This is a genomic window from Streptomyces sp. NPDC057877, assembly GCF_042796855.1.
In the GTDB taxonomy this organism is placed as follows: domain Bacteria; phylum Actinomycetota; class Actinomycetes; order Streptomycetales; family Streptomycetaceae; genus Streptomyces.
The window spans coordinates 418,945-439,807 of sequence record NZ_JBHVMS010000003.1 but is presented as its reverse complement, the minus strand read 5'-3'; the positions used below and the strand labels follow the sequence as shown (position 1 = coordinate 439,807).

General features: G+C 74.3%; 16 protein-coding genes. 9 read left to right on the top strand and 7 right to left on the bottom strand.

What is annotated here, in order from left to right; translation table 11 throughout:
• Positions 1-20: 20 nt before the first annotated feature.
• A complete protein-coding gene (locus tag ACFVQG_RS09785; RefSeq protein WP_383378807.1) occupies positions 21-1,016 on the bottom strand; it encodes an endonuclease/exonuclease/phosphatase family protein in 996 nt (331 codons plus the stop codon).
• Entirely contained in the window at positions 1,013-1,810 is a 798-nt protein-coding gene (locus ACFVQG_RS09780; RefSeq protein ID WP_383378805.1) for an alpha/beta fold hydrolase, read from the bottom strand. Before ACFVQG_RS09780 ends, ACFVQG_RS09785 begins: the two co-directional genes overlap by 4 nt.
• Before the next feature lie 98 nt (positions 1,811-1,908).
• Between ACFVQG_RS09780 and ACFVQG_RS09775 the strand changes: the two genes are divergently transcribed.
• Entirely contained in the window at positions 1,909-3,228 is a 1,320-nt protein-coding gene (locus ACFVQG_RS09775) for a PLP-dependent aminotransferase family protein (protein WP_383378803.1), read from the top strand.
• Here ACFVQG_RS09775 and ACFVQG_RS09770 read toward each other — a convergent pair.
• Positions 3,146-4,030, bottom strand: a complete 885-nt coding sequence (locus tag ACFVQG_RS09770; protein ID WP_383378801.1) for a hypothetical protein — start codon at positions 4,028-4,030, stop codon at positions 3,146-3,148. The genes ACFVQG_RS09775 and ACFVQG_RS09770 overlap by 83 nt on opposite strands.
• A 154-nt stretch (positions 4,031-4,184) precedes the next feature.
• The gene (locus tag ACFVQG_RS09765) at positions 4,185-4,643 is read right to left on the bottom strand and encodes a hypothetical protein (protein WP_383378799.1); all 459 of its coding nucleotides are present in this window, start codon (positions 4,641-4,643) and stop codon (positions 4,185-4,187) included.
• A 137-nt stretch (positions 4,644-4,780) separates the two neighbouring features.
• Between ACFVQG_RS09765 and ACFVQG_RS09760 the strand changes: the two genes are divergently transcribed.
• Both ACFVQG_RS09760 and ACFVQG_RS09755 read left to right on the top strand, forming a co-directional pair.
• Entirely contained in the window at positions 4,781-5,980 is a 1,200-nt protein-coding gene (locus ACFVQG_RS09760; protein WP_383378797.1) for a PP2C family protein-serine/threonine phosphatase, read from the top strand.
• An 81-nt stretch (positions 5,981-6,061) separates the two neighbouring features.
• The gene (locus ACFVQG_RS09755) at positions 6,062-7,135 is read left to right on the top strand and encodes a hypothetical protein (RefSeq protein WP_383378795.1); all 1,074 of its coding nucleotides are present in this window, start codon (positions 6,062-6,064) and stop codon (positions 7,133-7,135) included.
• Here the strand turns inward: ACFVQG_RS09755 and ACFVQG_RS09750 are convergent.
• On the bottom strand, positions 7,123-11,409 hold the full coding sequence (locus tag ACFVQG_RS09750) for an NACHT domain-containing protein (RefSeq protein ID WP_383378793.1): 4,287 nt from the start codon (positions 11,407-11,409) through the stop codon (positions 7,123-7,125). The genes ACFVQG_RS09755 and ACFVQG_RS09750 overlap by 13 nt on opposite strands.
• Before the next feature lie 356 nt (positions 11,410-11,765).
• Here ACFVQG_RS09750 and ACFVQG_RS09745 point away from each other — a divergent pair, with 356 nt between their 5' ends.
• The 4 genes from ACFVQG_RS09745 to ACFVQG_RS09730 all read left to right on the top strand — a co-directional run bounded on the left by ACFVQG_RS09745 (position 11,766) and on the right by ACFVQG_RS09730 (position 15,883).
• Positions 11,766-13,112, top strand: a complete 1,347-nt coding sequence (locus ACFVQG_RS09745; RefSeq protein WP_383378791.1) for a helix-turn-helix domain-containing protein — start codon at positions 11,766-11,768, stop codon at positions 13,110-13,112.
• Positions 13,113-13,210: 98 nt separating this feature from the next.
• Complete coding sequence (locus ACFVQG_RS09740; protein ID WP_383378789.1) at positions 13,211-14,218, top strand: permease; 1,008 nt, start codon at positions 13,211-13,213, stop codon at positions 14,216-14,218.
• A gap of 71 nt (positions 14,219-14,289) precedes the next feature.
• The gene (locus ACFVQG_RS09735; protein WP_383378787.1) at positions 14,290-14,970 is read left to right on the top strand and encodes a TIGR03943 family putative permease subunit; all 681 of its coding nucleotides are present in this window, start codon (positions 14,290-14,292) and stop codon (positions 14,968-14,970) included.
• 193 nt (positions 14,971-15,163) lie between these two features.
• The gene (locus tag ACFVQG_RS09730; protein WP_383378785.1) at positions 15,164-15,883 is read left to right on the top strand and encodes a GAF and ANTAR domain-containing protein; all 720 of its coding nucleotides are present in this window, start codon (positions 15,164-15,166) and stop codon (positions 15,881-15,883) included.
• A gap of 13 nt (positions 15,884-15,896) precedes the next feature.
• Here ACFVQG_RS09730 and ACFVQG_RS09725 read toward each other — a convergent pair whose 3' ends face one another.
• Entirely contained in the window at positions 15,897-16,694 is a 798-nt protein-coding gene (locus tag ACFVQG_RS09725) for a hypothetical protein (protein WP_383378783.1), read from the bottom strand.
• Between the two features lie 156 nt (positions 16,695-16,850).
• Between ACFVQG_RS09725 and ACFVQG_RS09720 the strand changes: the two genes are divergently transcribed.
• The gene (locus tag ACFVQG_RS09720) at positions 16,851-17,813 is read left to right on the top strand and encodes a nucleoside hydrolase (protein WP_383378781.1); all 963 of its coding nucleotides are present in this window, start codon (positions 16,851-16,853) and stop codon (positions 17,811-17,813) included.
• 58 nt (positions 17,814-17,871) lie between these two features.
• Here the strand turns inward: ACFVQG_RS09720 and ACFVQG_RS09715 are convergent, their stop codons facing one another.
• Positions 17,872-18,825 carry an LAETG motif-containing sortase-dependent surface protein gene (locus tag ACFVQG_RS09715; protein ID WP_383378779.1) on the bottom strand — a complete coding sequence of 318 codons (954 nt, stop codon included), beginning with the start codon at positions 18,823-18,825 and terminating at the stop codon, positions 17,872-17,874.
• Positions 18,826-19,204: 379 nt separating this feature from the next.
• Between ACFVQG_RS09715 and ACFVQG_RS09710 the strand changes: the two genes are divergently transcribed.
• Positions 19,205-20,863, top strand: coding sequence for a glycoside hydrolase family 13 protein (locus tag ACFVQG_RS09710; protein ID WP_383378777.1), 1,659 nt, complete (start codon positions 19,205-19,207; stop codon positions 20,861-20,863).

Here is a 20,863-nt window from a genome sequence, read left to right as displayed (position 1 = left end):
GGTAGGTAGTACAGGGAGTACTACGGGGCGGTCCGCACCGCTCGTTCCCGCTCGTGCAGCGTCACGTCCACCAGCAGCGCCCGGTGGTCCGACTCCGCGAGGTCCAGGAAGCGGACCTCCCGCACCGAGAACTCTTCGGAGACGAGCACGTGGTCGATCTGCACCCCGAACGCCGGTGCCGTGCGGGCGGGCCAGGTCGGGGTGCGGTCGTCGCCCCGGAGGCGGGCGGCGTCGTACAGGCCGGTGTCGAGGATGCGGCGGAAGGCGGCGTGGTCCTGGGAGGCGTTGAAGTCCCCGGCGATGATGGTCGCCGAGTCCCGGTGGTCGGCGGCGAAGTCGCGCAGTGCGCCCAGGTCACGCCGCCACAGGTCGAGTTGGCCCGGCACCGGCGGCATCGGGTGCGCGAGCTGGAGCCGTACGGCGTTCCCGCGCACGTCGGCGACCGCGCCGGGCATGCCCAGGTCGCCGGGGACGGGGTCGGTGCCGCGCAGCGGGAACCGGCTGAGGAGGACCGACCCGTCCGAGCCGCCCCCCGCGACGACCCGCCGGTGCGGATAGTCGTCGTCCAGCGTCTCGGCCAGCCGCGCGTCGCACGTGTACTCGCACTCCGGTACGAACACCACGTCCGGCCGGTACTCCCGTACCGCGGCGACGAGCGCCGGTGTGCCCTGCCCGAACTCCACGTTCGCCGTCAGCACCCGGAAGGACGCCACCGGCGCCCCGTCCGGTGACACGGTCTTCCCGTACGGCTCGATGAACCACGCCAGCAGCCCGAGGACGACGACCCCCCACACCAGCCCGACCCACCACCGCGCGACCAGCGCGAGCAGCAGCCCGGCCGCCACCGGCACCAGCAGCCACGGCAGGAAGGACAGCAACTGCGCCACCGGCGTGATCGCGTCGGTGTCGGCCACCCGGCACCCGACGACCACGCTCACCCCGGCGAACAGCACCCCGGCACACCACCGCGCCCACCGCCCCCGCACGACCGCCCCGACCTCCCGCTCACCGTTCACCGCTCCAGTGTCGGCCCCAGTCTCGCGAGGAAGTCCCCCAGCGCGTGGTTGAACTCCTCGGGCCGCTCCAGGTTGGGCATGTGCGCGGCGCCCTCGATGACTCGGAGGGTGGAGTCGGGGAGGGCGGCGTGCAGGGACTCGGCGTCGGAGACCGGGGTGTACGCGTCGTCGGCGCCCACCACGACCAGGGCCGGGACGGATATGCGGGGCAGCAGCGGGCGGTAGTCGGGGCGTTCGGCACGGCCCCGCAGGGCCGCGGCGGCGCCCTCGGGGGACGTGGCCGTCATCATGCGGTGGACGTGCGCCCGGACGGCCGGGTCGGCGTACGGGGCGACCATCTTGTCCAGCACCTCGTCGGCGTACCCGCGCATCCCCTCGCGGAGCAGGCGGTCCGCCATGGCGTTGCGGGCCCGTCTGCCCTGCTCGGTCTCGGGGGCGGCGAAGGTGTCGGCGAGGACCAGGCCGCGGACACGGTGGCCGAAGCGGGCGCAGCACTCCATCGCGATCTGGCCGCCCATGGACAGCCCGGCGAGGACGAAGGTGTCGACGGACAGGGCGTCGAGCAGTTCCTCGATGCCCGCGGCGAAGCGGGAGAGCGGGGTGATGCCGGGCTTGACCGGTGAGGCGCCGTAGCCGAGCAGGTCGGGGGCGATGACCCGGCGCCCGGGGGCGAAGGCCTCGATCTGGGGGGTCCACATCGTGCGGTCGAAGGGGTGGCCGTGGATGAGGACGAGGGGCGGCCGGGAGGACGTACCGGCGTCGCCTTTGTCCTCGTATGCGAGGAAGGGGGTCATGTGATCGACCCTAGGACCGGGCGCTCGCTCGGTGCAATAAAATCTTTGCCCTCGGTGCAATGTGCTGGGCGGGGAGGGACTTCAGGGGAGGGACTTCAGTGGATGACTACCTGCGGATCGCCGACCGTATCGCCGCCGACATCGCCACGGGGCGGCTCAAGCCGGGTCAGCGGCTGGCCCCGCAGCGGACGTTCGCCCGGCGGCGCGGGATCGCCGCGTCGACGGCGGGGCGGGTGTACGGCGAACTCGTGCGGCGGGGGCTGGTCGTGGGTGAGGTCGGCCGGGGCACCTTCGTGCGGGCCGCGCCACCCCGGGCGGGGGACGGACGGTCGCTGATCGAGCCCCCGGTCGCCCCGGTGCCGGTGAACCTCCAGCTCAACTACCCCTCCGCGGCGGGCCAGTCGGACCTGCTCGCCCCCGCCCTCGCCGCCCTCACGCGCCCCGACGTCCTCACCGAGGCGCTGCGTCCCGCCGCCGCCACCGGCACCGCCGCCGCCCGCGAGGCCGCCGCCGCGCTGCTCGGCGTCCCCGACCCCGGGCGGGTCCTCTTCACCGGCACCGCCCGCCAGGCCATCTCCGCCGCCCTCGCCTCGCTGGTCAGGACCGGCGGCCGGGTCGGCGTGGAGGAGCTGACGTATCCGCTGGTCAAGGAGATCGCGGGGCGGCTCGGCGTCACCCTCGTGCCGCTCGCCATGGACGCGGACGGCGTGCGCCCGGAGGCGCTGGCCGCCGTGCACCGCACCGCTCCCCTCTCGGCCCTCTACCTCCAGCCGACGCTGCACAACCCGACCTCGGTGACGATGAGCGAGGCGAGGAGGGAGGAACTCGCGGCGCTGGTGACCGACTTGGACCTCCCGGTCGTGGAGGACCGCATCTGGTCCTTCCTGCACAGCGGCCCCGCCCCCTTCGCCCGGCACGCGCCCGCCCTCACGCACCTCGTCGACGGGCTGTCCAAGCGGGTCGCCCCCGGGCTCACCGTCGGCTTCCTCGTCGTACCCCCGCACCGCGTCGACACCGTGGCCACCGCGATCCGCTCCGGTGGCTGGAGCGCGGGGCGGTTCGCGCTGGAGGCGGCCGTGCGGTGGATGGCGGACGGGACGGTCGAGCGCCTGGTGGCGGCCAAGCGGGCGGACGCGGCGCGACGGCAGTTGCTCGTCCGCCGGGCCCTGGACGGCATCGGGGCGTTGCGCGCCGACCCGCGCGCCTACTTCGCCTGGTGGGAGCTGCCGCCGCCCTGGCGCGCGGACACCTTCACGGCCGCCGCCGCCCGGCACGGGATCGCCATCACGCCGGGCCCCGCCTTCGCCGTGGACCCGGGCCGCACGCCGGACGCGGTCAGGCTTGGGCTCGCGTCGGCCGCGGAGGAGGACTTGGGGCGGGCGCTGGAGACGCTCGTCGGCCTGGCAGGTAGCGGGTGAGCCAGGCGGTCAGGGCCGTGGTCAGGCCCAGGGCCAGGAGCAGCCAGGACGTGGTGCGCAGGGTGGTGGTGAGGGCGTCGTAGACCGCGGCGGCGGCCGGGCGGTGGAGGTCGTCCGGGATTCCGGCGAGGGTGAAGTGGCGGCCGAGCGTGAGGGCCAGGGCGAGCAGGGCGCCGCCGAGGGCGATGCCGAGGCCGGTCGCGGTGAGGGCGCGGCGGCGGCACGCGGCGAGGGCGATTCCGGCGACGGCGAGCACGACGGCCGTCAGCGGCAGCCAGAACGCGGCGACCTCGAGGACGTCGTACCCCCTGCGCAGCCGCTCCACGTCCCGCGCCGGGAGGACCGCGACCCGGGTGTGCGTGACCGGGATCCGCTCGGCCAGCGGCACGCGGTCGTCGACCAGTTCCCGCTTGACCCGGTCGGCCACCGGCGCGAGGTCGACGGTGACCGGTCCCCCGGCGTCCGCGCCCCGCGCCGCGCGCAGCACCGCGTCGTGCGTGGCCCGGTTCGCCGCGTCCCAGCCCGCGCGGTAGGCCTCGGTGTGGGTGAACGAGCGCACCGCGTCCCGGACGAACGGTCCCATCGCGCCGAGGTCGGCGCGCCGCTCGATGCCGTCGCCGAGGCTGTCGGCGACCGCCGCGCGGACGGCCGGGTCGGTCGCGAGCGGCGCCATCGTGCGGACGTAGCGGCCCGTGTCGGTCAGCCCGTACGCCGCCCAGGCGGCCAGCGCGCCGAACGGGACGAGCAGGCAGGACAGGGCGATCAGGGCGGCGGACAGCGCGTTGCGCAGACGTACGGGCACGTCTCCAGAAAAGACCCGGGCGGTGGGCGGGGCCAGCGGGACGCCTGCGGATGGCGGCAGAGGTCAAGCCGAACGGGCGGCCCCGCCGCGAAGCCCCCTGCCGGTGGAGGCTTCACCCGAACGGGTGTTTCCGGGGGTGAGCCCGGTGAGCCCCCTACGGCACCCGATGGCCCTCCGCGTCCTCATGCGTGTAGTACCGGTAGAACAGCACCGCGAACACCACCGCCCCGATCGCCGCGGCCATGACGGCGGACCGCAGCGCCGTCTTGTCCGTCTGCGCGTACACGAAGCCGAACGTGCCGCCGAGGAAGACCGCCCAGGTGATCGCGTGCAGCTCCCGCTTCATCCGCGAGGCGGCGATCCGCACGGCGACGCACAGCACCACGAACGCGAGGGCGGTGCAGAAGCCGAACAGCAGGTTCCAGCCGGTGATGGGACCGCCGGAGCGCCGGTTGGCCGCGGCCCAGTAGCCGACGACGAGGCCCGCCAGGACGGTCAGGGACCACGTCATGATCATGTGGGTGCGCGGGCTGAAGACGTCGGGCGTACGGTCCGCGCGGTCCGTTCGGTCGCCCCGCGTCATCCGGCCGGGCCTGGGTGCCGCTTGAGCCATGGGAGCACTCCTTCCTCTCCTCACCCCCCGGGTACCCCGGATTCCAGGGCACACCTGCCGACGGCGCCCGGCAAGTCGGCACCGCCCCGGCCCCCGCGAGGGTGCGCCCTCGGCGCCCGCGTGCTTCGCTGAGGGGCATGACCAGGCCCGGGCCCGTGAGCGGTGGGGGCGGGGGTCAGAGCCTGCTCGACCGGTATCCCCAGGCCGGGCGCCGGGACGCCCTGCGCCGCCAGCAACTGCTGCGCGTACGCGGTCGCAGCGTCACCTGGGTGCCGCCGCTGGTGCTGCTCATCGGCATCGTGACGATCGACTACAACACCAGCAGCAACTTCCGGATGATCTCCTGGCTGGTGCTGGTGCCCGGGATCGCGGCGGCGCTCTGCGGGATGTGGGGCACGGTCACCTTCGCGGTGATCACACCGCTGACGTACCTCTTCGTGGACAGCGCGCTGCCCCGGAACTACCAGGCCGGGCTCGCCGACTTCGTGCTCGCCACGATCGGCGGGGCGCTGGCCACGGCGGCGTGCGCGGTCCGGCTGCGCGGCGAGGCGCGCGCCGTGCACATGGCGGACATCTCCGACACCATCCGCCGTACCCTGCTGCGCCCGCTGCCCCCGGTCTGGGGCGGGCTCGACCACGCCGCCGTCTACCTCCCCGCCGACACCGACGCCCGGGTGGGCGGCGACTTCTACGACATCCAGCCCGGCCCGCACGGCACCCGCGTCCTCATCGGCGACGTCCAGGGCAAGGGACTGCGAGCGGTGGAGACCGCCGCCGCGCTGCTGGGCACCTTCCGCGAGGCCGGGTACCACGAGCCGGACCTCACGACGGTCGCCCAGCGCCTGGAGGTACGGATGCTGCGGCACCGCGAGCACACGGCCGCCCTGGGCCGCACGGACGGCGACCGGTTCGCCACGGCGGTGCTGCTGGGCTTCCCCCCGGACACCGTCGACGCCGTGGACGTCGTCAACTTCGGTCATGAACCGCCCCTGGTGGTCGGCGACGACGGCGAGGTACGGCACCTCCCGCCCGGCGACGATCTCCCGCTGGGCCTGGGCGACCTGGTGCGCGGCGGCCCGGCACCGCGGGTGCGCCGGGTGCGGGTCGGCACCGCGGAGACGCTGCTGCTGACCACCGACGGGGTGACGGAGGCCCGGGACCGCTGCGACGTCTTCTATCCGCTGGCGCAGGAGGTGGCGAGAGCCGTCGCCGAGGACCCCCGGCTGGCCCGCCCGCGTCGGCTGGTCACCTTCGTCCGGGACGGCACGCTGCGCCACTGCGGCGGTCATCTGGCCGACGACACCACGGTGTTCGCGGTCCGCCGCCGCCCGCTCTGACCGCCGGTGGCCTACGACCTTTGCAGGCGCACCGGTTACCGTGCTGCCGTGGGTGATCGACAGGGGGAGGGGAACACGCGCATGCCGGGAACTGTGCTGTTGCTGGCGGCCTCGCCGGTGGGCCGGGGTCGGCTGGTGGACGCGGCGGCGGTGCTCCCCGTGCTGGCGGCCGTACCGCCCGGGGTGCTGGCCGGGGCGGACACCGCCAATGTCGTCGAGCTGGCCGACCCGCTGGAGCCGCAGGCCGTCCTCACCCGGCTGCGGGCCGCCGCCGCGGCGCCCGGTCCGCTCACCGTCTTCGTCACCGGCCAGCTCCAGCTCGACCGCCGCCAACGGCTCCCGCACCTGGCGCTGGCCCGCACCACTCCCGCGACGGTCCGCTACACGGCCTTCCCCTGGCACTGGTTCCGGGAGGAGCTGCGGCTGCGCCCGCCCGGCACCACCACCGTCCTCGCCGACCTGCACGCGGACGCCGACACCTGGGCGCACCTGCGCACCGCCCCGCTCGACTCCGGCCCCGCCACCGCCGTCTACGGTCGCGTCGCGCCGCCCCCGCCGCACCGGCGGACGCCCGCGCCACCGTCGTACATGAAGGCCGTCGCCACCATCCTGCGCAGCGGCCACCGCCCGCCCGTGGAGCAACTGCACCAGCAGGCGCTGGCCCGCCTCCTCGCGGACGAACCGGACGCCGGTGCCGCCCTGCTGCTGGCCAGCGCCCCGCCCCCGCCCGCCGACCCGCATGCCGCGATCAGCGCCGCCGTGCGGGCCGGGCGGCACGCGGACGCCGACGCGCTGGCCGCGCGCTGCGAGCAGGCCGCCGTACGCGGTCACGGGCCCGGCAGCGAGGAGGCGCTGCACTGGACCGAGGTCCGGGCGGACCTGGCGATGTTCGCCGGGGACGCGGCGCGCAGCTGCCGTGCCTGGCTGGCCGTGGCCACCGCCCGGCTCGCCGCCGGACAGTCCCCCGACGCCCCCGCCGTGGAGACGGCCGTCGACCGCGCCCACCACCAGTGGGGCCGCATCACCGACCCGGCGCGGGCCCGCGAACTGGGGCCTGCCCTGGCGGAGTTGCGCGGCCGGGTGCCCGGCAGCCGCAAGGGGGCGCTGGACGATGTCCGGCGTCAGCTGCGGCAGCTCCAGGGTCAGCCCCGGTAGCGCCTCACGGCGGCCAGGGACGCCTGCGGTTCGGTGGCGAGCTTGGCGCGGGCGGTGGTGAGGAGGCCGACGGCGGGGCCCGGCAGGACGCCGTCGGTGCGGGTGAAGGTGGCCAGCAGGTCGACGCCCAGCTCCAGATAGGCGCGGACCTGGGTCACCGCGTGCGCGGCGTCGTACTCGTCGGGGTCGACGAACGGCGCCTCGTGGATGATCCGCTGCCACTCGGCCATGCTGACCGGCGCCTGGGACGCGGTGGCGATCCAGCGGGCGGCGGCCGGGCCCTCCGCGCCGCCGAGGGTGGCGGCGTACCGGGTCTGGGCGGAGAGCACGGAGCGGGCGTCGTCCTCGATCAGCCGGTTGGCCAGGGTCGGCAGGTCGGTGGTGCCGCGCAGGGCGCGCTCGGTGGCCAGGCTCATCACCGTGCGCAGCAGCTCGCGCGGCAGCCCGCCGGACAGTATCTGGCACAGCGCCAGATAGGGCTCGGGCAGCCAGACGCCGCGCAGCCGCAGCAGTTCGCGGGCCTGGTCGAGGCCGAGCGGGTGGACGGCCACGACCCGGTCGAACGCGCTGTCGAAGACGGTGCGGACGTCGAGGACATGCCGTCCGAAGGCGGTCAGGGCGTCCTCGGAGACGGCGACGAGGAAGTGACAGCCGCGGATGCCGAAGACGACCTTGAGGTCGTTGAGGAACCGTTCGGTCTCCTCGGCGCTGCCGAGCTTGTCGAGTTCGTCGATCCCGAGGACGACCCGGCCGCCGAGGGCCCGCCGCTCAAGGGCGACCTGGTCCAGCAGCGCGCGGAAGCGGGACACCAGTTCCGGGTACGTCAGCACCTGCCGCGTGTGCTGGATCTGCTGGCCTCCGGCGAGCTGGACGCCGAGTCCGCCGGGCAGCGCGAGCTGGGCGTTGCGGGTGCTCATCACCATCAACTGGTAGTGCAGGGTGCGCAGATGCTGGGCGGCGGCGGCCTCGGCACCGGCCGACGGGAGCCGGGCGGAGCGGCTCGCCCGGACCGGCAGCAGCAGCGACCAGACGGTGCCGGTCGCGATGAGCAGGACGCCGGTGCCGACCAGCAGTTCCCTGGGGTGTTGGGTGGTCGCTCGCGTGGCCGCGGTGACCTGCGGCCACAGCAGGGTCGCGAGGACGACGAGGACGCCCGCGGTGGTGGTCACCGCCGCGCCGAACCGGTGCACCAGCGCCCGGCCACGGCCCGGCACGGGCCCTGGGCGGCCGTCGTCCCCCGGCCCGTCCCCGGTGATACGGCGGCACACCTCGGCGAACAGATGGATGAGGAACTCGCGGGGGTCGTACGAGGTCGGCGCGGGCACGAGCACCAGCAGGTCATCGGGCGTTGAGGTCGGCCCCGGCGTGCAGAACCGCTGCATCAGGCCCGACTTGCCCGCCCCGCGTTGCCCGCTGACGCCCACGCTGGCGCTGTCCAGCCTGCCGAGCTGGAACTCGATCTCGTCGGCGGCGCTGGACCTGACGAACTGGTCGGCCCGGTGCGTGGCGGTCAGCCGGGACGGGTCGATCGCGGGCAACGCGGGCACCGGTCCGGTCTCGTCGCCGACCCGCAGCCTGCTCCGGATCTGCGGCATGACGCCGTCCCGGGCCACGGTCGTCAGCCAGTCCTGCCGGGCCTGGAGGGCGGCGTCGCGGTGCCGGGAGCGGGAGGGCGGGGGCACGGGCCAGGCGGCGGGGTCGTCGCGGCGGACGGCGCGGGCGTGGGCGGCGTGGGGGCGGGCGTAGAGGTAGAGGAGGAGGGAGGTGAAGGTGACGGAGGTGGCGGTCAGGGCGACCGGGGTCGCCAGGGACACGGGGATGAGCGGGGCCAGCAGCAGGCTCCATGTGAAGTAGACGATGACGGCGACGCCCAGTTCGACGACCGGTTCGACGCCGAGCCGCTTCAGCAGGGGGTCCAACGGCCAGATCGACGTGCCCAGGGTCATCATGGCCAGGAACAGCAGCGGCACCAGGGGGTCCAGGGTCCGCGCGCCGAAGCCGACCAGCCGCAGCACGGCCCACCATGCCGCGGCCCCGCCCACCAGCGCCATGCACCCGTAGACCTTGGTCATCGCCGGGCTCGCCCACGGCGGCATCCCGAGCGCGTCCGCCAGCCGTTGTCGGGCGCGCCGGTAGCGGTCGTAGGCCTCGTGCCCCCGGTCCGCCACCGCCCGCAGTTCCTCGCCGAGGAGCGCGTCGACCAGTTCGACGACCCGGTCCTTTTCCCGTTCGTACGCCTCGGAGTCGCCGTCCGACGCGTACGACAGGTACGCCACCGCCTCCGGCAGGGCGAGCACCCGGGCGCGTATCTCGTCCCGCTGGCGTTCGACGGCGCGGACATGGGCGCGCCGGTGGGTGCTGCGGGCGGCGAGGGCCTGCCGGACCAGGTCGTTGCGGAAGGCGTAGCAGCCGCGGCCGTATCCGTCGGCGGGGACGAGCAGTCCCTGTTCCTGGGCCTCCGCCAGGAAGCGGCTGAGCCGTCGTGGTAACTCCGCCTGCATTTCGAGGCGGAAGTGGGTGAGGCGGTAGCGGCCCCAGGCGGTGCCGAGCAGCAGGGTCGCGCAGAACACGCACAGGGCGAGGAACACCAGGGCGTCGGGGGGTGTCCGCGCGGCGGACGGCAGGGAGGAGTGGTCCGCGTAGTTGATCACCGTCGCGATCCCCAGGGCGGTGACCGCGCTCGCCAGGACCAGGGCCGCGTGCAGGTCGGCGCGGAGGTCCCCGCTCTGGGCGGCGGGGCCGGGGGCGGTGTTCGACCGGACGAGCGGGAGGACGGCACCCGCGAGGGCGGTCGTGACCAGTACGGCGATGCCGGTGGCGGACGGCTCCGGTGCGTGGATGCCCTCGGCCGGGTCGATCACCATCGGGATGACCGAGAAGGCCAGGCCTCCCAGGGCACCGAGCACAACCAGTCCGGCCCGCTGCGCGAGGTGTCCGTCCGAGGGCCGCCAGAGCCGCCGGGGCTGCTTGAGGAGGGACAGCCGGGGGCGGTCGGGAACGAGCAGGGCCAGGCCGGTGACGAGGCAGGTGAACAGGTACAGCAGGAGGACGAGGAGCCCGAGCGGTCGGTCGACCTCGACGGCCCGCACCAGCGGCAGTCCCAGCAGCAGCCCGCCCGTGAACGTCGCCAGCCGCCACGAACCATGGCGCTCCGCCAGCCGCCACCACAGCAGCAGTCCGTCGTCCTCGTGCCCCATCGCGTCGGTGAGCAGCACCAGTCGGCGTCTGCGGTCGGTGCCCTCCGCCCCCTCCAGGGTCGCCGTCGGGTCGGAGGTGTTCAGGATCCGGTCCCGGATCGCGGTGACGTCGGGCAGCGCGGCACGGTCGGCCAGCTCCTCGGGCCGCCGGTGCCGGGAACCGCCGTAGCCGCTGACCGCGTGGGCCAGCAGCCACGGGGAGGTGAGCGCCTCGGCCAGCGGCCCGTCCGGTTCGGCCTCGACGGCCCGTACGACCGGCTCCCACGGCTCACCGCCGACCTCGCGCAGATGCTCGACGACGCCGGCGGGGCTGAGGGGCCGCAGCGGCAGCGGCGTACCGATGGGCCGGTCCAGTTGGCCGGTCAGCTCCTCGTGGACGGCGGTGGTGCAGGTGAACACGGAGCGCGGGAAGCGGTCGAGCCAGCGCAGCAGCAGGGTCACGGCGGCCGTGCGCCGCGAGGCGGGCAGCTCGTCGAGTCCGTCGAGTACGGGGAGCAGCCATTGTTCGGCCAGCAGTTGGCGGACGGTGGCCTGGTGGGTGCCGTACCGGGCGACGAGCCGGGCGACGAACCACTCCTCGAGCGGATCGGCCACCGGATCCCACGACGAGAGGGGGACCAGCACCGGCACGGGGCCGTGGTCATCCGACGCCTCTTCGCCGATGAGCCCGAGCACCAGCCTGCGGGCGGCGGTCGACCGGCCCGACCCGGGGTCGCCGAGGATGACCGTCCGTCGGCCGCGCAGGGACTCGTACCGGTGCACGAGGTCGTCGCCGTTGAGCGACAGGATCAGGAGGTCTCCCAGCCGCCGCAACTGCTGGGACTCGACGCTCCGCACCCGGTGCGAGAACGCGTCGGCGTCGGTGGTCCGGTGGTGGCGGAGCGACGACACGGCCCCCATGGAGAAGACGGCCACGCTCCCGGCGACGGCGGTGAGCATCGTGCTCACGACGAGGGCGACCGGCGGCTCGGGCCCGGAAGGCAGGACGACCCACAACCCGAGCACCAAGGCGCCTGCGATCGGCAACACGAGCACGACACGGCGCGCCAGCCGCCACGCATCCCCCGAATTGGCCATGCGCGCATCTTCGCGGACGGGCGTCGGGACCGCCACGGATACGGCCCGTTACCGAGCCTCGAAGCTGCTGTCAGCGAAGTGGCAGCGCGTTCGCCGCCGTCATCAGGGCCGTTATGGCCAGCAGGGCGGCGGTCACGGGGCGGGCGTGGCGGGCGAGCAGGTCTCGGAGCACGGGGACCTCGCACGGCGACGGCAGCGGGTGACGGCGCTCGCTGCCGGAAAGGGGGTGACAGCGAGTGATTAAGCGGGTTTAACGTGCCGCTTAACGTAGGGGCTCGACGCGGCAACCGCAAGACATGTTTGGGGAGTTCAAGTAAAACGATCGGCTTAAGTCGCCTTACTGGCATGCTTACCGCATGGCCGAGCGTGACGACCCGCAGATCATCGGGCGCAGGGTGCAGCAACTGCGGACGGAACTCGGGCTGACCCAGAGGCAGTTGGCCGAGCCCGCCTACACGCCCGCGTACATCTCCACCCTGGAGGCCGGACGGGTGCGGCCCTCCGAGCCCGCCCTGCGGCACATCGCCGAGCGGCTGGGCGTCGGGTACGAGGAACTGGCCACCGGGCGGCCGACGGGTTTCGCCACGGAGCTACGACTACGACTCACCGGCGCGCAGCGCACCCTCGCCACCGGCGAGACGGAGACCGCCGACGCGGAGTTCACCGAACTGCTCGTCGACGCCGACCGGCACGGGCTGCGCGCCGAGCAGGCGGACGCGCTGCTCGGGCTGGGTGAGTGCGCCCTGGAGACGGGGGATCTGGAGACCGCCCAGCGGCGGTTCGCGGAGGCGGAGGAGCGGCTGGGCGAGGACGCGCCGCTGCCCGCCCGGGTCCCGGCCCGCCGCGGCCGGGCGGTGGCCCACTACCTGGCCGGTGAACTCCGCTACTCCTGCTACCTGTTCGAATCGACGCTGGACGAACTGAACCGCACGGGCATGCACGACCCGGACGCGCTGCTGCTGCTCTACAGCGGTGTCATCGCCCCGTACATGGACATGGGCGCCCACGCGCGCGCCGCGCAGGCGGCCGAACTGGCCCTGGCCCTGGCCCCGGAGTCGGGCGACCCCGCGCTGGTCGCCCGGATGCACCGCTCGGTCGCCCGCACGATGATCGCCGAGGGCCGGATGGCGGAGGCCGACGCGTCCCTGGCCAAGGCGGCGGAGCTGTACCGCCGCCTCCAGATCCGCACCGAACTCGCCAACTGCCACTGGATGCGCGGCTACCTCCACGCCCAGAACGGCGCCTACGAACGCGCCGAGGAGGAACTGCGCGAGGCCCGCCGCATGCTCTCCGCCAAGCGCGCCGCCCTCTACCACAGCCAGGCCACCGTCGAACTCGCCGACGTACTGCACCGGCGCGGCAAGTCCGTCGAGGCCGCCGCCCTGCTCCACGAGGTCCTCACCGACCTCAGCCCGGAACGCGGCGCCCTGCACTCCGCCGCCGCGCACCGCCTCCTCGGCATCATCGCCGAGGACGCCCGCGACACCGACGCCGCCGAGGAGCACTACGTCCGCGCCCTCAGCCTCCTGGAACGCGCGGGCGCGGCGGCCGACCTCGCCGACCTGTGCCGCCTGCTGGGGGACCTGTTCCGGCGGACGGGGCGGGTGGAGGCGGCCCTCGACGCCTACCGCACGGGACTGGGCCACCGCACGGCCCCGGGCCACACGACCCTGGGACCGGCCCCGGCACAGCCCCCGCTGTAAGGGCCGCACACTTCGGGGTTCGCCGCGGCCCCTCCCACAGCCCACTCCCAGCCCCACCGGCTAGCCTGCCCCGGACGGGACGGCGGCAAGGTGGGCGTGTGGCGGATCTGCGGGTGGTGGGGGACGGACTTCGGGTCGGGGTGCGGGCGGTTGTCTACGCGGGCGTGGGCGGGGGCGCGCTCCTCGCCATCGTGACCGTGGGGTCCGTGCTGGGGCCGATGGTGGCGCTGGAGCTGTACACGCCGCCGGTTGCCGCGTGGTGGACCGTGTTCACGGCGATCACGGTGCAGGGCGTGCCCTTTCTGCTGCTCGGTACCGTCGTGTCCGCGGCCATCGGGGCCTTCGTGCCCCAGCGGGTCTTCAAGAGGCTGTTGCCCCGGAGTCCGGCTCTCGCGGTTCCCGTTGCCGGGGCCGCCGGAGTCGTGTTGCCGGGGTGTGAGTGTGCCTCCGTGCCCGTGGCGGGCAGTCTGATGCGGCGCGGGGTCGCTCCGGCCGCCGCGCTGGCGTTTCTGCTCTCCGCGCCCGCCATCAATCCGGTGGTGCTGGTCGCGACGTCGATCGCCTTTCCGGGGCAGCCGGAGATGGTCGCGGGGCGGTTCGTGGCCTCGCTGGTCACGGCCGTGGTGATGGGGTGGCTGTGGGCCCGGTTCGGGAAGGAGCGGTGGCTGCGGCTGCCTCAGCGGCCCCGGCGGGACGACGCCAACGGCGGGGCGGGGGCCTTCGTCGTCGGGCTTCAGCACGACTTTCTGCATGCTGGCGGGTTTCTCGTCGTCGGGGCGGCGGCTGCCGCCACCTTCAACAGCGTCGTGCCCCGTGCGGCGCTGGACCTGTTCACCGACTCGCCCTGGCTGTCGGTGCTGCTGCTGGCCGTGCTCGCCGTGGTGCTGTGCGTGTGCAGTGAGGCCGACGCGTTCGTGGCGGCCTCGTTGAGCGGGTTCTCGCCCACCGCGCGGCTGGCCTTCATGGTCGTCGGGCCGATGGTGGACCTGAAGCTCGTCGCCCTCCAGACGGGGACCTTCGGGCGCGCCTTCGCGCTGCGGTTCTCGTCGGTGACGTGGGTGGTGGCCGTGGTGAGCAGTGCGGTGGTGGGGTGGTGGCTGCTGTGAGTGGTCGTGGTGAGCAGTGCGGTGGTGGGGTGGTGGCTGCTGTGAGTGGTCGTCGGTACGGGGCTCCGGTGGTGCTGCTTCTCGTGGGGGGCGCCGTGCTGCGGATCTCCCTCTTCAGCGAGCTGTACCTGCGGTACGTCCAGCCCTCGTTGCGGCCCTACCTCGTCGTGTCCGGCGGAGCGCTGGTGTTGCTGGGGGTGGTCATGGTGGTGGTCGTGAGGCTTGGGGGACGGGAGGAGCCGTGCCATCACGGGCACGGGGGGCGTGTCGCCTGGCTTCTCGTTCTTCCCGCCCTCGCTCTCCTGCTCTTTCCGCCGCCCGCCCTCGGCTCCTACAGCGCCGAGCGCGAGGCGGCTCAGCGGGCCGCGCGGGGGGTGGGGACGTTTCCCGAGTTGCCCGACGCTGATCCGGTCGATCTGACCCTCGGGGAGTTCGCGTCCCGGGCGATCTACGACCGCGAGCGGTCGCTGAGCGGTCGTGTTGTTCGTATGACGGGGTTCGTTACCCGTGGGGAGGAGGGCCGGACCTGGTATCTCACGCGGCTCAGCGTCGCCTGTTGTGCCGCCGACGCCACCACCGGCAAGGTGCGGGTGCTGGGGGTGGCGGCACCGGCCGATGACACCTGGGTCACCGTCACCGGGACCTGGCACCCCGAGGGCGCGCTGGGGGATGAGGACGCGTGGCCGCCCGTGCTGGACGCGGTGGGTGTGAAGACGGTGACCGAACCGGCGAACCCGTACGAGAAGCGGTGACGAAGCGCCGTATGTGAGGGGGCTCTGGAGCCCCGGCGCGCGGCGGTTTCGGGTCGCCGGGCAGGGGTAGTCGGGCCTCGTTTCCGGGCGGGTGCGCTCCCGCGGGCCGTTACCTGTCCCCGTTCCGCTTCGGGCGCGTCCGTCCGGACCCACCGGGGAGACGGCAGGTCGATCAGCCGAGGAGGGCGGGAGCGTGCGGCTCGGTGAGGAGCCCGGAGGGTCGGGTGACGACCCCTTCGACGCCATCGCGGACGGCGTGCGGGGCGCCGAGCCCGCGCAGGTGCCGCAGCGGCTGTGCCAGGTCGCCGCGCGGGTGCTGCCGGTCTCCGGCGCGAGCGTGTCGCTGTGCGGGGACCGCATGCCGGTGCCGTTGAGCGCGAGCGACCCCCGGGCGGCGTATCTGATGGAGATCCAGGCCACCCTGGGCGACGGCCCCTGCCTGTACGCCGCCCGCACCGGCGCGCCCGTGCTCGCCCCCGACCTGACGTCCGGACCGGACGCGCACCGCTGGCCGGTCTACGCCCAGCAGGCCACCGAGGCCGGGGTCCGGGCGGTGTACGCCCTGCCGCTCGGCACGGGGAGCCGCTGTCTGGGCACCCTCGACCTGTATCGCGACGTCCCCGGCGAACTCGGCGTCCGTGAACTGCACACCGCGCAGGTCGTGGCCAAGGTCATGACGGTGGCGCTGACGGAGCTGCCGTTGCGGGAGGAGAACGGCGGGCCGTGGCTGGGCGAGCTGGCCGCCGACCACGACGAGGTCTACCAGGCCACCGGCATGATCATGGCCCAGCTGGGGGTGGGCGCGGACGAGGCGCTGGCGCGGCTGCGGGCGCACGCGTTCGCGCGGGGCAGCACGGTGGCGACGGCGGCGCATGACGTGGTGACGAACCGGAGGCGGTTCGACGAGCTGTGAAGGGCCAGGGCGCTCACACCTCCGCCCGGCCCTGCTTGCGCACCGCCGCCAGCCGCTCGGCGCCCAGTTCGGTCACCGCCTGGGTGATCTCGGACCATACGACGTCCAGACCGCCGTTGGTGAGGGCGAGCGCGTCGTCCCCGACCCGTACGGCGGCGACGTCCAGGGTGAGGGTGGCCGCCTCTTCCGCCCCCTCCGGGGTGACCGTGAGGCGCAGGCCCTGTCGGGCGTCCCCGGCGTCCGGCAGGGCGGCGTCGTAGACCTGGACGTGCTCCGTGGCGCCGCTCGCGGTCGTCGCCGTGAACTCCGCGCACGTCTTCGGCAGCTTCGACAGCCAGGTCAGGGTCCGGTCGACGGCGGCGGGGCGTTGCGCGGTGACCTGGTAGCGCAGCTGGGCCCCGGTGTAGCTGTCGTCCAGGCCGACCACGGCGCGCGGCGGGGCGCCGAGGAGTTCATCGGCGTAGAGGCCGTCGAGGAGGCGTTGGCAGTCGGCGGGGGTGCCCGCCGTGGTCTTCGCCTTCAGGTAGCCGTCCCGCCAGGTGGCGGCGCCTTCGGTGGGGACCCAGGGGGCGCCCAGGTCGGCCTCCGTGATCAGGGCGGCGCGGGCCTGCGCCGTGCTCAGGCCCGGTGCGGTGGCCGGGGCCGCGGGCGCGGACGGCCGGGCCGCGGGGGAGGCGGGGGTGGAGGCGGCCACCTCGGGGGCGGTCGCCGTGGGCGGGTCCGCGAGGGCGGAGCAGGCGCCCGTGGCCAGCAGCACGGGCAGCAGCACGGCGGCCAGCGGGGCGCGGACGGCGGCCGGGGGTCGGGTCATCGGGGCTCCACTGGGACTGGGGTGCCGATCAGTTGCCTGATCACACGGCACCACCGTCATCGCTCGGGCACCAGTGCGACGGGCCGTCCGGGTGAGCGGCCGGACGAGGGCCGCGCTGCGTAGGGTCGGTGCCGTAGCCGTGGAGAGGAGCCCCGCGTGACCGGTCAGCCCATCCCTGTGATCATCGACTGTGACACTGGCGTCGACGACGCCCTGGCCCTGCTGTTCGCCGTCCGGCACCCGGACCTCGACCTGCGCGCCGTCACCTGCGTCGCCGGGAACACCGACGTCGACGGCGTCGTCCGCAACACCCTCACCGTGCTGGAGCAGGCCGGGGCGCCCGGCATCCCCGTCGCGCGCGGCGCCGAGCGGCCGTTGATCGAGCCGGTGCGGGCGGCGCGGCATGTGCACGGGGCGGACGGCATGGGCGATTTGGGGCTGCCCGCGCCGACCCGGGTGCCGGTCGACGTGGACGCGGTGACCCTGCTGCGGCGGGAGATCCTCGCCTCGCCGCGGCCGGTGACCCTGATCCCGACCGCGCCGCTCACCAATATCGCGCTGCTGCTGCGGACCCACCCGGAGGTGGTGCGCAACATCGAGCGGATCGTGTTCATGGGGGGCGCGGTGGCGGGCGGGAACGCCACGCCCGTCGCGGAGTTCAACGTGTGGCACGACCCGGAGGCGGCGGCGGTCCTGCTCACCTCGGGGGTGCCGATGACCATGTACGGCCTCGATGTGTTCCGGCAGGTCGTCGTGGACGGCGCGGACGTCCAGCGGCTGCGGGGCAGTGCGGAGCCGAGTCTGCGGCTGGCCGGTGAGCTGCTGGCCCACCGCGATCCGGCCACCTCCGGCGATCCCACCCCCGGCGGCGGACTCGGTGACGCGGGCGCGGTCTGCGCGGTCGTCGATCCGGCGGGGCTGACCACCGAGACGCTGCCCGTGGAGGTGGTCCTGGCGCCGGGGGCCGCCCGTGGGCAGACGGTCGTCGACCGCCGCCCACGGGCCGGTGAGGCCGAGATCCACGAGGGGGTGCGGGAGCAGGCCCTCGTGGATGTGGCGCTCGGGGTGGACGTGGAGCGCTACGTGCGGTTGTGGCTGAAGGCGGTCGAAGGGGTGTAGGTCCACTCTTCGGCCCCAGCCGGAAGGGTCCGGGGCGCCAGCCCCGGCGGACGAGGCCTCAGCCGCGTGCCGCCGCCTTGCGGCGCCGCGTGGCCACCACGATGCCCGCGCCGCCCGCCAGCAGTACCGCCGCGCCGATCGCGATCGGGCCGGTGGTGCTGCTCGCGCCGGTCTCCGCGAGGTCGCCGTCGCCGCCGTTGGTGCTGGGGGCGGGGGCGGCGCTGGACTCGCTGGCGGCGGGGGACGGGGTGTCCTCGCCGTCCTCCGTCGGGACCGGGCTCGGCGTGCCCTCCTCGGCGGGGGTCTCCTCCGCCGGGGTGTCCTCGGTCGGGGTCGGGGTCGGCGTCGGCGTGCCCTCCTCCTCGGCCGGGGTGGACGGCTCGGTCGACGGCTCGGTCGCGCAGTCCTTCGTACCGCCGTTCCACGCGGCGATCAGCTTGTCCTTGATGACCGGCCGGTCCGGACCCTTGGGCAGCTCACCGTGCTCGAAGCCGTCGTTCGCGTCCAGCTCACCGTCGAACTTGACCGCGCCCCGGTACAGGTCGATCTGCGCGAAGCAGCCCGCGTCGGGCACCGCGATGTCGAGGGTGTCGGTCGCGCCGGGCTTGACGGTCACCGTGTCGAAGTCGACGAAGACCTGCTCGCCGGAGGTGGCGAAGGTGGCGCCGTGGGCGAGGTAGGAGGCGAGCGAGGCGGTGCAGGTGGTGGCGTCACCGGCGGCGCGGACGGTGATGTGGACCTTGCCGTCGGTGCCGGGCTTGAGGTTCTGGTCGTCGACCTTGACCGAGTCGTGGAAGGTGGTGCCGTCGAGCGAGAACTGGCAGCGGTCGGTGGCGGTCTCCGTGCCCGCGCCGGTGCCGGGCTTGTAGCTGCCGCCGGACCCCCAGCCGTCGCCGCCGCCGTGCGAGCCGGTGGCCCAGGCGGTGGCGGACGCGGAGGCGGCGCAGAGGGCGAGGGTCGCGGCGCCCGTCCCCAGCAGGCGTCGCACGGTGACACGTCTCGCTATGGACATGCGGATCCCATCTGAAAGTAGTGCAGGACCCGGGCGACGGCAGCGGGGAGCAGCAACGGAAGGGCAGGCACGGCTGCGGTCGCGGCTGCGGCTCGGCTGGTCGGGCCGGGCATGAGTGGTCTGAGAAATGCTGGGCCCATTGGTCACATGGGTCACAGCGGTGACCATCGTCGTCGGGGCGCGGACTACCTGTCAACCTGCGCTAACGGTGGTCGAGTTCACTGTTCCGGCAAGGCTCGGGCACACATCCGCCACATTGGGAGCGATCTCTTCCGCACGGTACCGATGTTCACTTTTCCGGCGATGTGGACAGGGTTTCACCAGTCGCCCCCACGCGTCGCCCCCGTACGAACACCGCAGCGAGAAGGAGAACGATCGCGTGACCGCACGGACCCCCGACCTCTCCCCCAAGAACCCCGACTGGTGGCGCCAGTCCGTCATCTACCAGGTCTACCCCCGCAGCTTCGCCGACGCCGACGGCGACGGGCTCGGCGACCTCAAGGGCATCACCCAGCGCCTCACCCACCTCGCCGCCCTCGGCGTGGACGCCCTGTGGCTGAGCCCCTTCTACCCCTCCGAACTCGCCGACGGCGGCTACGACGTCGCCGACCACCGCGATGTCGACCCCCGCCTCGGCACCCTCGACGACTTCGACGCCCTGGCCGCCGAGGCCCACCGCCTCGGTCTGAAGGTCATCGTCGACCTGGTCCCCAACCACACCTCCCACCAGCACGTCTGGTTCCAGGAGGCGCTGCGCGCCGGGCCCGGGTCCGCCGCCCGCGACCGCTATGTCTTCCGCGAGGGGCGCGGCCCGCACGGGGAACTCCCGCCCACCGACTGGCAGTCCGTCTTCGGCGGCAGTGCCTGGCAGCGCGTCCCCGACGGGCAGTGGTACCTGCATCTGTTCGCCCCCGAACAGCCCGACCTGAACTGGGCGAACGACGAGGTCCGCGCCGACTTTCGCACCACCCTGCGGTTCTGGTCGGACCGGGGCGTCGACGGCTTCCGCGTCGACGTCGCCCACGCCCTCGCCAAGGACCTCGACGAACCGCTGCGCGACCTCGGCGCCCCCGAACTCTCCTCCGAGGCCGCCCTCGCCGACTTCGCTCCCGGCACCCACCCCTTCTACGACCGCGACGAGGTCCACGAGATCTACCGCGACTGGCGGAAGATCCTCGACACCTACGCCCCACCCCGCACCGCCGTCGCCGAGGCCTGGGTCCCCGGCGCCCGCCGCACCCTCTACGCCCGCCCCGACGAACTCGGCCAGGCCTTCAACTTCGAGTACCTCCAGGCGGCTTGGGACGCGGAGGAGCTGCGCGGGCTGATCACCGCCTCCCTCGCCGACGCCCGCGCCGCCGGGGCCTCCGCCACCTGGGTGCTCTCCAACCACGACGTCGTACGCCACGCCTCCCGCCTCCTCCTGCCGCCCGGCACCGACGACAACGCCTGGCTGCTGTCCGGCGGCCACGCACCCGCGCTCGACGAGGCGGCGGGCCTGCGCCGGGCCCGGGCCGCGACGCTGCTGATGCTGGCGCTGCCCGGCTCGTCGTACCTCTACCAGGGCGAGGAACTCGGCCTCCCCGAGGTCGCCGACCTGCCCACCGAGGTGCTCCAGGACCCGATCTGGGAACAGACGGGCCGGGTCCGCAAGGGCCGCGACGGCTGCCGGGTGCCGCTGCCCTGGACGACGAGCGGACCGTCGTACGGCTTCGGGCCGGGGCGTGCGTGGCTGCCGCAGCCGGAGTGGTTCGCGGCGTACGCCGTGCAGGCGCAGGACGGGACGGAGGGCTCGACCCTGGAGCTGTACCGCGCCGCGCTGAAGCTGCGCCGCAAGCTGCTCGACGGCGAGACCCTGACCTGGCTGGACGACACCCCGTCCGGCGTCCTGCACTTCGCCCGCCACGACGGCTGGCGCTGTGTCACCAACCTGTCGGACACGGCCGTACCGCTGCCCGCGGGGGAGGTGCTGCTCAGCAGTCGCCCGCTGGCCGACGGCGGGCTGCTGGGGCCGGACACCACCGCATGGCTGGCCTGA

Excerpts from the sequence above, each read along its gene's own strand:
- ACFVQG_RS09780 (WP_383378805.1), bottom strand. The coding sequence starts at position 1,810 with ATGACCCCCTTCCTCGCATACGAGGACAAAGGCGACGCCGGTACGTCC.
- ACFVQG_RS09765 (WP_383378799.1), bottom strand. The coding sequence starts at position 4,643 with ATGGCTCAAGCGGCACCCAGGCCCGGCCGGATGACGCGGGGCGACCGA.
- ACFVQG_RS09760 (WP_383378797.1), top strand. The coding sequence starts at position 4,781 with ATGACCAGGCCCGGGCCCGTGAGCGGTGGGGGCGGGGGTCAGAGCCTG.
- ACFVQG_RS09755 (WP_383378795.1), top strand. The coding sequence starts at position 6,062 with ATGCCGGGAACTGTGCTGTTGCTGGCGGCCTCGCCGGTGGGCCGGGGT.
- ACFVQG_RS09750 (WP_383378793.1), bottom strand. The coding sequence starts at position 11,409 with ATGGCCAATTCGGGGGATGCGTGGCGGCTGGCGCGCCGTGTCGTGCTC.
- ACFVQG_RS09745 (WP_383378791.1), top strand. The coding sequence starts at position 11,766 with ATGGCCGAGCGTGACGACCCGCAGATCATCGGGCGCAGGGTGCAGCAA.
- ACFVQG_RS09725 (WP_383378783.1), bottom strand. The coding sequence starts at position 16,694 with ATGACCCGACCCCCGGCCGCCGTCCGCGCCCCGCTGGCCGCCGTGCTG.
- ACFVQG_RS09715 (WP_383378779.1), bottom strand. The coding sequence starts at position 18,825 with ATGTCCATAGCGAGACGTGTCACCGTGCGACGCCTGCTGGGGACGGGC.